This window comes from Cognatiyoonia koreensis (assembly GCF_900109295.1).
GTDB lineage: Bacteria > Pseudomonadota > Alphaproteobacteria > Rhodobacterales > Rhodobacteraceae > Cognatiyoonia > Cognatiyoonia koreensis.
In genome coordinates, this window is sequence record NZ_FOIZ01000001.1 from 700,362 (window position 1) to 714,387 (window position 14,026).

Here is a 14,026-nt window from a genome sequence, read left to right on the forward strand (position 1 = left end):
TGGCCGGAAGGCCACCGCTGCATCATGCGCGACACCGTCGACAGCACGATGTCAGAGGCCGCGCGACTTGCGCCAACGCTCGACGCCCCGACATGGATTATTGCGCGCCACCAGACCGCAGCGCGCGGGCGACGCGGGCGGGTGTGGGAACAGCCCAAGGGTAACTTCTCTGCGACGCTGATCTTCAAACCACTTTGCACACCGCAGGTCGCAGCACAGCGATCTTTCATTGCGGCCAATGCGCTTCACGAAGCCTTGTCGATGTATATCGACCGGCGCGCGCTGTCGCTGAAATGGCCAAACGACGTGTTGCTGCACGGGGGGAAGGTGGCCGGAATTCTGTTGGAAAGCAGCGGCAAGGGGCCGTTCATAGACTGGCTGTCTGTCGGAATCGGTGTCAACCTGGCGTACGCACCAACAAACGTCGAAAACGAATTCCCTCCTGTGTCACTTGCGGGTGAAGGGGGGGAACCAGTCTCGCCCGAAGAATTCCTCATCACACTTGCGGATGCGTTTGCCACGCAAGAGGCGAAACTCGGGCACCTCGGATTTGACCGGATTCGCACGGACTGGCTCAAGAACGCGGCCCGGATCGGCGAAAACATAACTGCGATCCAGGGAACCGAGGTTATCCAGGGCATATTTGACACCATCGACAAAGACGGAAACCTTGTGCTGATTACGGCCAAAGGCCCGCGCCACATCGCGGCAGCGGACATCTATTTCAGGGACTGAACATCATGTTGCTTGCTATCGACTGTGGAAACACAAACACGGTGTTCTCGATCTGGGATGGTAAAAGCTTTATCGCCCACTGGCGGACAAGCACGGAATGGCAACGTACGGCGGACCAGTACTATGTCTGGCTCTCCACACTCATGCACTTTCAAAAGATCCACGTGGACATCGACGAGGTGATCATCAGCTCGACCGTGCCACGCGTGGTGTTCAACCTGCGAGTCTTTGCGGATCGCTACTTCAACGCGCGGCCCATCGTCGTGGGCAAGCCGGAATGCGCCTTGCCTGCCAATCCGCGCGTGGACGAAGGCACGCAGGTCGGTCCAGACAGGCTTGTGAATGCGGCAGGGGCGTTTGACCGGCACGGTGGCAACCTCATCGTCGTGGATTTCGGAACAGCGACGACATTTGACGTGGTCGATGATGACGGGGCCTACGTGGGCGGTGTCATCGCGCCGGGCGTGAACCTGTCGTTAGAGGCATTGCACAACGCAGCCGCCGCCTTGCCGCATGTCGATATCACCAAGCCGCAACAGGTCGTCGGGACCAATACGGTTGCCTGCATGCAGTCAGGGGTCTTTTGGGGTTACATCGGTCTCGTGCGTGAGATATGCGCACGCATCAAGGCCGAACGCGGGCGGGATATGAAGGTCATATCGACCGGCGGTCTGGCCCCCTTGTTCCAACAAGCCGAAGCGCTATTTGACGCGTTCGAAGATGACCTCACGATCCACGGACTGACCGTGATCCACGCCTACAACAAAGGACTTTCATGAGTCGACTGATCTACTTGCCCCTCGGGGGTGCCGGCGAAATCGGGATGAACGCTTATGTCTACGGATATGGGCCAAAAGACGCAGAACGGCTGATCGTTGTCGATCTGGGGGTCACGTTCCCTGATATGGACACATCGCCCGGCGTGGACCTGATCCTGCCCGATATCGCCTGGCTGAAAGAACGCCGCGCGATGATTGACGGCATCTTCATCACGCACGCCCACGAAGACCACGTCGGGGCGATCGGGCACTACTGGGAACAGCTGGGCGCGCCCGTCTATGCCCGGAAGTTTACAGCCAATATCGCCCGGCGCAAACTTGATGAATACGGCCACCCCGAAAGCGTCGTACGCGTGGTCGAGGCTTATCCAGACGTTGTGGAGTGCGGCCCGTTCAAGGTCTCCTTCGTACCGATCAGCCACTCCATCCCTGAAAGCGCGGGCCTCGTGATCGACACCCCCGAAGGTCGTCTGATCCACTCGGGCGACTTCAAGATCGACCACACGCCCGTCGTCGGTGACCCTTTCAACGAAGAGCTTTGGGCAGAAGTGTCCAAAGATGGCGTCAAGGCGCTGATCTGCGACAGCACGAACATCTTCTCACCCACGGCAGGCCGCTCCGAAGCCTCGATCATGGACGAGGTCACAGGCCTGATGCGCGACGCACCGAGCATGGTGGTGGCGACGACCTTCGCATCCAACATCGCACGCTTGAAAACGCTGGCGGACGCCGCCAAGGCTGCGGGCCGGTCCGTCTGCCTTCTGGGGCGGGCCATGCGGCGCATGGTCGAAGCGGCGACAGAAACGGGCATCCTGAAGGATTTCCCAAGCACGGTCAGCCCCGAAGACGTGCCCAATATCCCGCGTGAAAACCTGCTGCTGCTGGTCACCGGATCACAAGGCGAACGGCGCGCAGCCTCGGCGCAACTGGCCAACGGCAAATACCTGGGCATCACCTTGCAAGAGGGCGACACATTCCTGTTCTCCTCCAAGACGATCCCCGGAAACGAACGCGGCGTGATCCGCATCATGAACCAGTTTTCCGAAATGGGCGTGGATGTGATCGACGATGCCGGCGGGCGTTACCATGTGTCAGGCCACGCAAACCGGCCCGACCTCGAAGCCTTCCATGCCATCGTGAAACCGCAAACGCTGATCCCGATGCACGGTGAACACCGGCACCTGCGCGAACACGTGAAGGTCGCCAACAAGAACGGGCTATCGGGCATCGTGGCGGTGAACGGCATGATGATCGACCTTTCAGGCAACGCGCCACGCGTTGCGGAATACATTGAAACGGGTCGGACCTATCTGGACGGGTCCGTTATGGTCGGCGCGCTTGACGGGATCGTGCGCGACCGCATCCGTATGGCACTGAACGGTCATGTGGTGGTGACACTTGTGATCGATGAAAACGACGAACCGCTGGGCGACCCATGGGTCGAACTGGCCGGTCTGGCCGAGACAGGGAACAGCAATGCCGCCCTTGTCGATGTGCTCGAACAAGACCTCAGCCAGTTCGTAAACCGCGCCAACGCCAAGACATTGCGGGATGATGAAAAGCTCGAAAAAGAACTGCGGACAATCACGCGCAAGTCGGCCGTCGCGGAAATCGGAAAGAAGCCGGAAGTGACGGTGATCGTGAGCCGGTTGAGTTAGGATTGAAACTTCGGCGAAAGCTGCTTGCCCTTCAGCGACAATCCGTTAACCGGATCAGTCTGAACAAAGGTAGACACCGCCGCCCACACCCACGACAGTTACGGCTGCCGCTGTCAGGAACGTGGTGGATCCAAGCAAGGTGCCAAGCGTCGTCGTCGAACCGCCAGCCAGCGACTGGCGCACGTATTCGCGCGTGGCCGTCATCATCAGCGCGCCTGAAGCGTGTGTCAATGTGCTGACGTTCGGGTTGTCTTCGGGCGCATAGACAAAAGACGCCAACATGCCCGTCATATCCACCATCTCATCCGCTGTGCCGGTGACCTTCTGGCAAACGGACGTGGCGCATTGCCCACGAAAGTTCCGCTCTCCGGGAACCAGCAGCAGACCGACCTCTTCACTGCCCTCCGCCAGACAATAGCCATCGGTATCGGGCAGGCCTTCAAGACCGGCCATGAATTCAAGCGTCAGGTCGCCGGGACAGGTGGGAAGCCGTCCGCGCAGGCGCGAAATGCCCTGCTTGGGCCATGCCAGAACGGTTTCGGGGATGGTGCGCGCGCCAGCGTCAAAAGCTTCGGCATTGATCGCGACGTCCATCGCGTTCACGCGGACGGTGCAATCGTCAGCCAGTGCTGGGCTGGCCCAAAACAGGCCAGCAATCAACCCAAGACATCTAGTTCTTGCCACGCTCATCAAAGCTCATTGCAATGAACGTGGGGACATCATCCCCAAGACCGACAACAGTGTTCTTTTCCTGACGTCTGCCGCGATCGTTCTGCCGCTTGCGGTCAGCCTGCGGCTGGTCGTCACGCGACTTGCGTTCAGGTGCCTTCCTTGGCTCAGGTGCGACCTCGGCTTGGGCTTCGACCTTAGGGGCCTCTTCCACCTTGGGGGCGTCGTCCTTTTTGCGGCGCGTGCGGGTGCGCTTGGGCTTTTCTTCCGTCGTGCTCTCGGCTTGCGGGGCAGGGGTGCCGCCTTTGGCCAGCGGGTTTTCCAGACGCGGGATTTCCTGCTTCACCAGCCGTTCGACATCGGCAAGGTTCTTCTCGTCGCGCGGATTGCAGATCATGATCGCAACGCCGGACCTGCCAGCACGGCCGGTACGGCCGATGCGGTGAACGTAATCCTCGGCATGCGAAGGCACGTCAAAGTTGAAGACGTGCGTGACGGCAGGAATGTCCAGACCGCGCGCGGCCACGTCGGATGCCACAAGAAAGCGCAGCTTGTTGTCACGAAACCCGTCAAGGGTGCGGGTGCGGTGCGACTGGTCCAGATCACCGTGGATCGGGGCCGCGTCATAACCGTGCTTGTTCAGGGATTTGGCAACGATATCCACGTCCGACTTGCGGTTGCAAAAGATGATGGCGTTGGAACAGGCGTCGCCTTCGGCATCGATCAGGGCGCGGAGCAAGGCACGCTTTTCTGAATCGGCGCGCATCTTGTTCGATCCCTTGAACATCACGACGCCTTGCTTGATGTTCGTATTGGTCGTCGCGGCACGGGCCACTTCCACCTTTGCTGGCGCGGACAGGAAAGTGTTGGTGATCCGCTCAATCTCTGGTGCCATCGTGGCGGAAAAGAACAGGGTCTGACGGGTAAATGGCGTGCGTTTGAAGATTTCTTCAATGTCAGGAATGAAACCCATGTCCAGCATGCGGTCGGCTTCGTCCACGACCATGATCTTCACGTCGGTCAGGATCAGCTTGCCGCGTTCAAGGTGGTCCAGCAGGCGGCCCGGCGTCGCGATCAGCACGTCCACGCCCTTGTCGATCAGCTTGTCCTGATCCTTGAAGGACGTGCCACCGATCAGCAGCGCCTTGGTCAGCTTGGTGTATTTCGCATACTGGTCAAAGTTCTCGGCGACCTGTGCGGCAAGCTCGCGGGTCGGGGCCAGCACCAGTGAGCGGGGCATCCGCGCCTTGGCACGGCCACGTTTCAGCATGGTGATCATGGGCAGCGTAAAAGCGGCGGTCTTCCCCGTGCCGGTCTGCGCAATCCCCAGAACGTCCTTGCCTTCAAGGGCGGGCGGGATCGCACCGGCCTGAATCGGGGTCGGGGTGTCATAGCCAGTCTCTTCGATGGCTTTGAGAACCTTCTTGTCGAGGTTCATATCAGTGAATTTGGTCAAGTTCGCCCTTTCAATATGGTGCGGCTTCTTGGCCGCTCATATTGCGCGGCCCGCCCGGCCGGATTGCAGGGCGTCGACTGAAGGCGACTTAGGCCTTTGGAGGCGAAACGTCAATGGTCGCTGACGGATGGACGCCGATGGCGTACCCGGTCTGCAAGACGGCCACAGTGGGTGCAGGGGTCAGAACGGTGACCATCGTGCAGGGTGGGCGCCGGACAGACGGCGCATATCCGGCAGGACCAAAACGGTAAAGCGCGGCACCATGCACCAGATGCGGCAGACCATCCCAAAGAATGAAAACACCGTCCGGCAGGCTGTCGGACAGGGCCTCGAAACGGACCTGACTGCGATCACGGTTCACCCGCGCCCGATGCAGCGCCTTGTCCATTACACGCGGGGCGGGACGATCCCCAAAGGCGGCCTGCCAACCATCGAGGTAAGCATGATAAGCGGCCCGACGACATTCGCCGCACGGACGATGACCGGCAGCAAAGGCGACGGCTTCATCGAGGAAAAACAGCTCCGTATAGCGGCGCGGGGCCATGACTTCGCGGCGGCGGCCCTTGAATGAGAGGACACAGCAAACCCAGTTCTGATGCTGCCAGCGGCGGGACTCGAGCGTGCGGGTCGCGTCATGCAGAATACCGCGGTTTCCCAGAACGGTGCCGCGCGCAGGGGTCGCGACGATGTCTCCCGTTGGCAGAACGCGGTTCTGAAGGGGCATCCTACACCATCATTTCTTTCGTCGCTGACAGCTTGATGTCGGGATAGTCCCGCTCGACCCGGTCGATGTCCCACTGCAGGCGGGTCAGATAGACGACGTCGCCGTCGTTGTCCTCTGCGATGTGCTGCTTGTTGGCGTCTGCGAATTTCTCGACCGCGTCCTTGGGGCCGTGAACCCAGCGGGCCGATGTAAACTGCGAGCCTTCAAAACGAACGGGAAGGCCATATTCCATCTCAATCCGGCTGGCGAGCACTTCGAACTGCAAGGCCCCGACAACGCCGACGATAAAGCCGGATCCGAATGTCGGCTTGAATACCTTTGCAGCCCCTTCTTCAGCGAATTGCATCAGGGCCTTTTCCAGATGCTTTGCCTTCATCGGATCGCCCGCGCGGCAGGTCTGCAGCAATTCCGGTGCGAATGACGGGATGCCGGTGACTCGGATCGCCTCGCCCTCGGTCAGTGTGTCGCCGATGCGCAACTGGCCGTGGTTTGGGATCCCCAGAATATCCCCAGCATAGGCTTCCTCGGCCAATTCGCGGTCGGCGGCCAGGAACATCACAGGATTTGTGACAGCCATGATTTTCTTGGTGCGCACATGGGTCAGCTTCATGCCACGCTCGAAATGTCCCGACGCAAGGCGGACAAAGGCGACACGGTCGCGGTGCTTCGGGTCCATGTTGGCCTGCACCTTGAAAACAAAACCGGCGACTTTGGGTTCTTCGGGGGCCACATTGCGCGGTGAAGCGGATTGGACCTGCGGTTCAGGCCCGTAAGTGGCGATGCCGTCCATCAGTTCCTTGACACCAAAGGAATTGATCGCAGAGCCGAACCAGATCGGAGTCATGGACCCGTTCAGCACGCTTTCAGGGTCAAGCTTCGGCAGCAGCTCTTTCGCCATCTCGATTTCTTCAAGGAATTTCTCAAGCAGGTGGGCCGGCACATGTTCTGCAAGTTTCGGATCATCAAGGCCGCTGATCTTGATGCTTTCGGCGACCTTGTTGCGATCAGCACGGTCCATCAGCTCCAGCCGGTCACGCAGAATGTCATATGTGCCCATGAATTCACGCCCGACACCGATCGGCCAGGCGGCGGGGGTGACGTCAATCGCGAGGTTTTCCTGAATTTCGTCGATGATTTCAAATGTATCGCGGCTTTCGCGGTCCATCTTGTTACAAAAGGTCAGGATCGGCAGATCGCGCAGGCGGCAGACCTCGAACAGTTTCTGCGTCTGGCTTTCCACACCTTTGGCCCCGTCGATCACCATGACAGCAGCATCGACCGCCGTTAGGGTGCGATAGGTGTCCTCGGAAAAGTCAGAGTGACCGGGCGTGTCCACCAGATTGAACCGGTACTTATCAAAATCAAATGACATCGCGGATGCGCTGACCGAAATGCCACGATCCTTTTCCATCTGCATGAAATCGGACCGCGTGCGCCGTGCTTCGCCTTTGGCGCGGACCTGTCCGGCCATCTGGATCGCACCACCATACAACAGGAATTTTTCAGTCAACGTGGTCTTGCCAGCGTCCGGATGCGAAATGATCGCAAACGTCCGGCGGCGGGCGATTTCAGGGGGAAGCTGTGGGCGATTTGTCATGACGCTGCTGTAATTGCGTTGCGCGGAAAGGGCAATCCGCGACGGTGTGTCATCATCGCAATCGCTGGTCCTCGCTAACCGAATGATCACCCTTTTGACCTAACACTGCTGCAATGGATGTGTTGCGCGGGGTCGAAAGTGATGCGGATCGTACGTCAGATTATGTGTAGTACTGCGTTGCTTGCGCTTGGCGGATGTCTCGGTGGCGATATCGTCACCCCGTCAGAGGCACGCAACCTCAGTTCACGCACCGATGCCTATGCCGCTTTGCGCGACCGTAACAGTGACGTCCCCAACAGTGCATGGGACGCGATGCCGACACAGGGTCAGGCAAGATTCGACGGTGCCGCCGCCGTACGCTTTGGGCCTGACAATGCACGCACGCGGCTTGCCGGTGACGTCAGCCTCACCGTCGACTACGCCACGGGTGGCATTGACGGGCAGATTGACCGGCTTTTCGGTGTGGACGGGTCCAATGATCTGGCCGAATACCGTGGGCAGTTGCGTGTGGGTGATGGTCGCATCGGCGTGGACCGACCGAATGACTGGTCGGCCGGATATTCCGGGACGTTGCGGGGCAACGGCGACCGGATCGTCAGCGGCGGGACAATCCGGGGCGATTTTCAAGGCACACCAGTGCGCACGATGGAAGGGCGCTCGGACGGGTCCGATACGGCGCTGGTGAATGGGGTCGAAATGCCGTTCCGTGTCGATATCGTTGCAGAGCAGAAAACATTAACGGCTGATTAACCTCGCTGTGATCGAGTGCGATCATGGGATCGTTTCTGTCATGATGCGCTGGTTTGCACTTCTCGTCCTTGTCCCGCTTGCGGCCTGCGGTGGCGGCGGTGGGGGTTCGGGCAATCAGCTTGGCGCGGGCGGCGGCGGTGGCATAACGGATCCCGGCGAACTGCCGGTCAGCGGTTTTGCGCGCTACAACGGTTTTTTGACGGTCAACCTCCCGACAGCAGACGGGCGCGCACCCTACACCGGAAACCTCGGCCTTGATGTGGATTTCGACGCAGCCGCAACGCAAGTGACCGGGCAGGCCAGCGGGTTCACCGACGGCGGCGGGACTAATATGCGCGGACGACTCGCCGTCACGGACGGGGTGATCGACCGCAAAACGAATGTCGCCTCCGATTACACACTCGAAGCGGGGATCAGCGGCACGCTCAGCGGTGATGCGTTTCGGAATATGGTAATCACGGGCACGCTGCTGGGGGATTTCAACGGGCAGAACGCCGAAACACTGCGGGGGCAGGTGTTTGGCGACACGATCGGCCCGCTTGGCACCGATATCTTCAACGGCACATTCTCGGCCGCCACGGATTAGCTTGATGACGCCTTGCGCAACAGTTCGACCGCGTCGGGCTGGGCCAACAACTGCTCCTGCACCTCGTAATCCAGATGGCGGCGATGGGCATGGCGGCCGGATTTCGTCGCATTCGTGGGCAAGGCATCACGGGTGCGCGGGTCGATCAACAACGATTCCGCGGCGATCCCTTCTGCGTAAATGATCTGGTGATCGTCGAACAACAGCTGGAAATAGTCCACGAAACCACCATCACGCTGATAAACGCTTTCGCCGTTGATCAGGTGGCGGACCTTGATCAGCACTTCATTGCGCCCGGCACCCAAACGGTCCTGCCGCTGGTAAACGAAAATGCGGTGGTCTGGGCTGACGACCAGATCATGTTCGTTGTGCAGCGCACCCTTCTTGATCACGACGGGTGCGAAATCACCCACGGCACGCAAGGTCGTCTGCCCGATCCAGCGCACAGCCTGCGGGCCATCATCGCGGGTCAGGACACGATCACCGACCTTCATTTCCTCGATCGGGATCTGGCGACCGGATGCGAGGGTGATATGCGTGCCACGCGTAAAGGACACGCAGGCAACCTCGGCAAACCGTGTCGTCGCGGCGTGCCTGTCAACACCGACCAGCCGGTAATCGGTCAGGGGGCGCAGGGTCGCCAAAGGCAACAGATAAACGGCCTCGACCCCGCCCGAAACGACCTCTACCAAAACAAGGGCCTCGTATGTGGTGCTGTCGGGGGCCATCAAGGTCAGGCAACAATCCAGTACGACCTGATTGCCGGCCAGTCCGGTTGCACTGGCGTCCGAGACGACAAATCCACCTGATTTTTCGGTCGCACTCAGGGTCAGTGGCAGGCGCGCCGCTTCGTTGGACAATTGATAGACGTCGTCCAGCACAAGTTCGTCCGCGAAAGAGATTCCTTCGCCTTCTGCAACGCCGTCCGTGACGCGAAACGCGCGGGCGGCATAGACGGCAACGGTCTGTGAAGGGGACGGGTCAGGCATGAAAACTCGCAACTTACGCTTTGGACATGTTTATGGGTGGGCAGCAAAGGGGTCAACGACCAGTATGGTCAAGATACCTTGCCACGCGATCCAACCATGATACCTGTGAAGACAAAATAGAATGTGAAGGATGCAAATCATGGATCTGGGGATCAAAGGAAAATCGGCACTTGTCTGCGCTTCGTCAAAAGGACTGGGGCGCGGCTGCGCTGCGGCACTGGCAGAAGCAGGGGTGAACCTTGTGATGAACGGGCGCAACGCCGAAACGCTGGAACAGGCAGCCGCCGATATTCGTGATGCTTTCGGCGTCGATGTGGTGACGGTGGCTGCAGATGTCGCGACAGAGGCCGGACGCGCTGAACTGCTAAGCGCGGCCAAAGAGGTCGACATTCTGGTGAACAACGCCGGCGGCCCGCCACCGGGCCTGTGGTCAGACTGGGACCGCGATGATTTCATTGCAGCTCTGGATGCGAACATGCTGGCACCGATTGCACTGATGAAAGCGCTGTTGCCAGGCATGATCGACCGCAAATGGGGACGGGTGGTCAACATCACCTCCAGTTCGGTCAAAGCACCGGTGATGCAGCTTGGCCTGTCCAATTCGGCACGCGCGGGACTGACCGGCTATGTTGCGGGCACGTCGCGGCAGGTCGCGCCGTATGGTGTAACGATCAACAACATGCTGCCGGGCATTCATGCCACCGACCGCGCCACCAGCCTCGATAGCGGCGTCAGCAAGGCGCAAGGCATCAGCATGGACAAGGCGCAGGCACAGCGCGAAGCCACGATCCCCGCCCGCCGCTACGGCACCACGTCCGAATTCGGTGCGATGTGCGCATTCCTGTGCTCGCAGCATGCCGGTTTCATCGTCGGGCAGAACATCGTTCTGGACGGCGGCGCGATCAATGCGACGATCTAGAATGCTTGTTTCGCGGGGACGGAGTTGCTAGGTCACCGATAACTTATCGTTTTTGTCGGAATCGCCAGCGTGACCACGCCACGTCTTACCATTTCGCACCTGAGCAAGTCCTTTGACGGTCGTCAGGTCGTCAATGACGTCAGCCTTTCGGTGATGCCGGGGCAGGTGACCTGCCTGCTTGGCCCGTCCGGTTGTGGAAAATCGACGACGCTGCGCGCGGTTGCCGGTGTCGAACGGCCCGACAGCGGTGAAATCCACGTCGACGGCGTGATGGTGTGTGACCAGACCACGATGATCCCGCCGGAAGATCGCTCCATTGGGTTAATGTTCCAAGACTTCGCGCTGTTTCCGCACCTCGACGTGGCGGCAAACGTGGCTTTCGGGCTGAAGGGACGCAAGGCTGACATGCGCGGGCAGGTGGAAAACCTGCTGAAACGCGTCGGCATGCTGCGCCACATCGACCGCTATCCGCATGAACTTTCGGGTGGCGAACAGCAGCGGGTCGCACTGGCGCGGGCCTTGGCGCCGAAACCCAAGGTCATGCTTATGGATGAACCGTTTTCGGGCCTTGATGACCGGCTGCGCGACGACATCCGCGACGAAACGCTCGAAGTGCTCAAAGACGCGGGCGCAGCGGTTCTATTGGTCACCCACGAACCGGCAGAAGCGATGCGCATGGCTGATGAAATCGCCTTGATGCGGGCCGGGCGGATTGTGCAGCGCGGGGCACCATACAATATCTACAATACACCCGTCGATTTGAAGGCCGCGCAATTCTTCAGCGATATCAACGTGATCAAGGGCACAGTTGAAGGCGCGCTGACGGAAACGCCGTTCGGACAATTCCTTGCCCCCGGCGTGCCTGACGGAACACAGGTGGATATCTGCATCCGCCCGCAACACCTCAAGATCGATTTTGATCGCGGTGGTCGCGGGCCCCTGCCCACACCGGCCGACGGCACGCCAGCACGCGGCGTGGTCAAACGCGCGCGCTTCATGGGGTCCGAAAGCCTTGTGGAATTCGTCATGGATTTCGACGGCTCGACGCTCAAGACACAGGTGCCGTCAGTATTCCTGCCCAAACCGGGCACGCCGCTGTGGCTGATGATCCGGCGCGATCGCTGTTTTGTCTTTCCCGCAGGTGGTGCCTAGGGGGCCAGACGGGCAGCACGACCGCCGCGTCGCTTGGTCAACTGGCCCTGACGGGTCGGCAGTTCTGCCATGATGGCCTGACGGGTTTCGGGTGTCATGCGCGACCACGCCCCGATTTCGTCAATCGTGCGCAGACAACCGGTGCAAAGTCGCGACTGCGGATGGATCACGCAGATTTTCACGCAAGGACTTTCGATTTCGTCCCGTTTCCAAACGTTGTCCGTCACGCCGTCTTCCCCATATGTGCCAGTCGATCCAGCAGGCCCTGCAAGATATAGCCTGCCGCGACGTGGTCGATAACCTCTGCGCGACGCTTTCGAGACGTATCCGCCTCCAACAGGGCGCGTTCGGCGGCGACAGTGGACAGACGTTCGTCCCAAAAGGTGATCGGCAGGTCCGTCAGCTTTTCAAGATTGCGGGCAAAGGCGCGGGTGGATTGGCAGCGCGGCCCTTCCGAGCCGTCCATGTTCATGGGCAGGCCCAGAACCAGACCCTTGATGTCGCGCCCTTTGCAAATTTCCAGCAAGCGTGCGGCATCAAGCCCGAATTTCTTGCGTTTGATGGTTTCAAGCGGGGTCGCGACACTGCGCATCCCGTCGGACACAGCGACACCGATGGTGACAGTACCAAGGTCAAGCCCTGCCAATGCGCCAAACGGCGGGATCGCCTGCGCAAAACTGGCGGGATCGTTGCAAATCATTCTGCGACGCCTGCGCTGACAGCCGCGGCGCGCAGGACGTCCATTGCCTCTTCATTACTGCCAAAGACCTGCTGCGCCTCCAGCCAGATCAGACCGGCGTTTTCGGTGTCGCCCAGCACACCGTAAGCGGTGATCAGGCGGGCCCAGTCGCTCGGCGGTCCGCCTTGGGTCGCCAGCCGGTCCGCAAGCCCCGCGACCATGTTGCCAACCATCGCTTGCCGCTCTTCCTCGGTCATATCCTCGGCTGCGGCGATCTGGGCCAGATCGGGGCCAACGCTGGCAGGGGCGGTGTAATCCACACCCGCACGCGCGGCCGCATTTTCGATCTGGGCGCGGGCAAGGGCGATATGAAAACTGTCCTCGCCGCTTTCGACCAGCGGACGCCACAGACGAAAGGCGATATCGGGGCGGGCATTCTGGTTGTGCATCGACCCGATGTAATAGCGCCCCGCCACGCTGCCCGGGTCCAGATCAACAATCTGGCGGGCGATGACTTCGGCTTCGGGTGAAACGATCCCGTCAGCGGCGGCAACCATGAGATCGGTCAGCAGAATAAGATCGGCGACCGCCAGATCGTCACCACGCAGGGCGATCACACGTTCTTGGGCGGCGACGGCGGCGCTGTAGTTGCGCAACTGGGTTTCGTGAAAGGCAAGCAATTCCCAGCCCTGCAGATCATCGGGGCGGGTCGGGACGATAGCGCGCAACTGGGCAATGCTTTCCAGATACGCATCAGAGGCCTCGACCTGCGGCGGTTCCGGCGCGGCGGCGGCAAGCTCGGTCTGGCTCGGGCGGTTCTCGCGCATTTCGGCGGCGATGGCATGACGCTGGGCCAGCGGCTGGTCGGGTTCGCCGGGGGCACCGATGACCCAATAGACACCGATTCCAACCGCCCCAAGACCGGCAACAATCACAAGCGCCAGAAATTTATTCGTACCGGCAGAAGCATGACCTGTCTCATGGCTGGCCTTGCTGGCCGCAAGCAGGCGGCGCGATACTTCTAGACGGGCGCGTTCGGCTTCATCGGGTTCCAGCAGGTCGCGGGCGACATCCTTGTCGATTTCTGCCAGCTGCGCCTTGTATATGGCAACGTCCGGTGCCTGTTCTGTGTCGCGACGCTGGCGCAACAGGGGCAGCGCGACATAGCTGCCCACAAGCAGCGTCATCACAACACACGTAATCCAGAACAACATCTGCGGCCTTTCTTTGCTGTCTAACTAATCACCTCTGCCCAGAGTGGAAAGAGCCAACCCCTGACAAATCGGTGTCCTGCGGGGGGATGTCGCAAAACCGCGCCCCTATGCCGCTGCGA

The 14,026-nt window shown here is 60.3% G+C and carries 15 protein-coding genes; 7 read left to right on the forward strand and 8 right to left on the reverse strand.

Annotated elements, in window-relative coordinates:
* Positions 1 to 24: 24 nt before the first annotated feature.
* From BMY44_RS03455 to BMY44_RS03465, 3 genes are read left to right on the forward strand one after another with little or no spacing between them, the layout of a single operon-like run.
* Positions 25 to 735, forward strand: coding sequence for a biotin--[acetyl-CoA-carboxylase] ligase (locus tag BMY44_RS03455; protein WP_089990308.1), 711 nt, complete (start codon positions 25 to 27; stop codon positions 733 to 735).
* Between the two features lie 5 nt (positions 736 to 740).
* On the forward strand, positions 741 to 1,514 hold the full coding sequence (locus tag BMY44_RS03460; RefSeq protein ID WP_089990310.1) for a type III pantothenate kinase: 774 nt from the start codon (positions 741 to 743) through the stop codon (positions 1,512 to 1,514).
* A complete protein-coding gene (locus tag BMY44_RS03465; protein ID WP_089990312.1) occupies positions 1,511 to 3,172 on the forward strand; it encodes a ribonuclease J in 1,662 nt (553 codons plus the stop codon). The genes BMY44_RS03460 and BMY44_RS03465 overlap by 4 nt, the downstream gene beginning before the upstream one ends.
* Before the next feature lie 54 nt (positions 3,173 to 3,226).
* Here BMY44_RS03465 and BMY44_RS03470 read toward each other — a convergent pair whose 3' ends face one another.
* From BMY44_RS03470 to BMY44_RS03485, 4 genes are all read right to left on the reverse strand, one after another.
* Positions 3,227 to 3,862, reverse strand: a complete 636-nt coding sequence (locus BMY44_RS03470) for a hypothetical protein (RefSeq protein ID WP_131801569.1) — start codon at positions 3,860 to 3,862, stop codon at positions 3,227 to 3,229.
* Positions 3,843 to 5,297: a DEAD/DEAH box helicase gene (locus BMY44_RS03475; RefSeq protein ID WP_089990318.1), complete on the reverse strand. Its 1,455-nt coding sequence runs from the start codon at positions 5,295 to 5,297 to the stop codon at positions 3,843 to 3,845. Before BMY44_RS03475 ends, BMY44_RS03470 begins: the two co-directional genes overlap by 20 nt.
* 88 nt (positions 5,298 to 5,385) lie before the next feature.
* Entirely contained in the window at positions 5,386 to 6,021 is a 636-nt protein-coding gene (locus BMY44_RS03480; protein WP_089990320.1) for a hypothetical protein, read from the reverse strand.
* Between the two features lies 1 nt (position 6,022).
* A complete protein-coding gene (locus BMY44_RS03485; protein ID WP_089990323.1) occupies positions 6,023 to 7,618 on the reverse strand; it encodes a peptide chain release factor 3 in 1,596 nt (531 codons plus the stop codon).
* 141 nt (positions 7,619 to 7,759) lie between these two features.
* Here BMY44_RS03485 and BMY44_RS03490 point away from each other — a divergent pair, with 141 nt between their 5' ends.
* On the forward strand, positions 7,760 to 8,368 hold the full coding sequence (locus BMY44_RS03490) for a hypothetical protein (RefSeq protein ID WP_089990326.1): 609 nt from the start codon (positions 7,760 to 7,762) through the stop codon (positions 8,366 to 8,368).
* Positions 8,369 to 8,408: 40 nt separating this feature from the next.
* Positions 8,409 to 8,954: a hypothetical protein gene (locus BMY44_RS03495; RefSeq protein WP_131801570.1), complete on the forward strand. Its 546-nt coding sequence runs from the start codon at positions 8,409 to 8,411 to the stop codon at positions 8,952 to 8,954.
* Here BMY44_RS03495 and BMY44_RS03500 read toward each other — a convergent pair.
* A complete protein-coding gene (locus BMY44_RS03500) occupies positions 8,951 to 9,943 on the reverse strand; it encodes a Hint domain-containing protein (protein WP_089990331.1) in 993 nt (330 codons plus the stop codon). The two genes, BMY44_RS03495 and BMY44_RS03500, sit on opposite strands and share 4 nt — an antisense overlap.
* Before the next feature lie 139 nt (positions 9,944 to 10,082).
* On the opposite strand from BMY44_RS03500, the gene BMY44_RS03505 reads away from it, so the two are divergent.
* A complete protein-coding gene (locus BMY44_RS03505; protein ID WP_089990334.1) occupies positions 10,083 to 10,862 on the forward strand; it encodes an SDR family oxidoreductase in 780 nt (259 codons plus the stop codon).
* 69 nt (positions 10,863 to 10,931) lie between these two features.
* On the forward strand, positions 10,932 to 12,014 hold the full coding sequence (locus tag BMY44_RS03510; RefSeq protein ID WP_089990336.1) for an ABC transporter ATP-binding protein: 1,083 nt from the start codon (positions 10,932 to 10,934) through the stop codon (positions 12,012 to 12,014).
* On the opposite strand, the gene BMY44_RS03515 is transcribed toward BMY44_RS03510, so the two are convergent.
* From BMY44_RS03515 to ccmI, 3 genes are read right to left on the reverse strand one after another with little or no spacing between them, the layout of a single operon-like run.
* Positions 12,011 to 12,241, reverse strand: a complete 231-nt coding sequence (locus tag BMY44_RS03515) for a DUF1289 domain-containing protein (protein ID WP_089990339.1) — start codon at positions 12,239 to 12,241, stop codon at positions 12,011 to 12,013. The genes BMY44_RS03510 and BMY44_RS03515 overlap by 4 nt on opposite strands.
* Complete coding sequence (gene ruvX, locus BMY44_RS03520; RefSeq protein ID WP_089990342.1) at positions 12,238 to 12,714, reverse strand: Holliday junction resolvase RuvX; 477 nt, start codon at positions 12,712 to 12,714, stop codon at positions 12,238 to 12,240. The genes BMY44_RS03515 and ruvX overlap by 4 nt, the downstream gene beginning before the upstream one ends.
* A complete protein-coding gene (gene ccmI, locus BMY44_RS03525) occupies positions 12,711 to 13,907 on the reverse strand; it encodes a c-type cytochrome biogenesis protein CcmI (RefSeq protein ID WP_089990344.1) in 1,197 nt (398 codons plus the stop codon). Before ccmI ends, ruvX begins: the two co-directional genes overlap by 4 nt.
* Between the last annotated feature and the right edge of the window lie 119 nt (positions 13,908 to 14,026).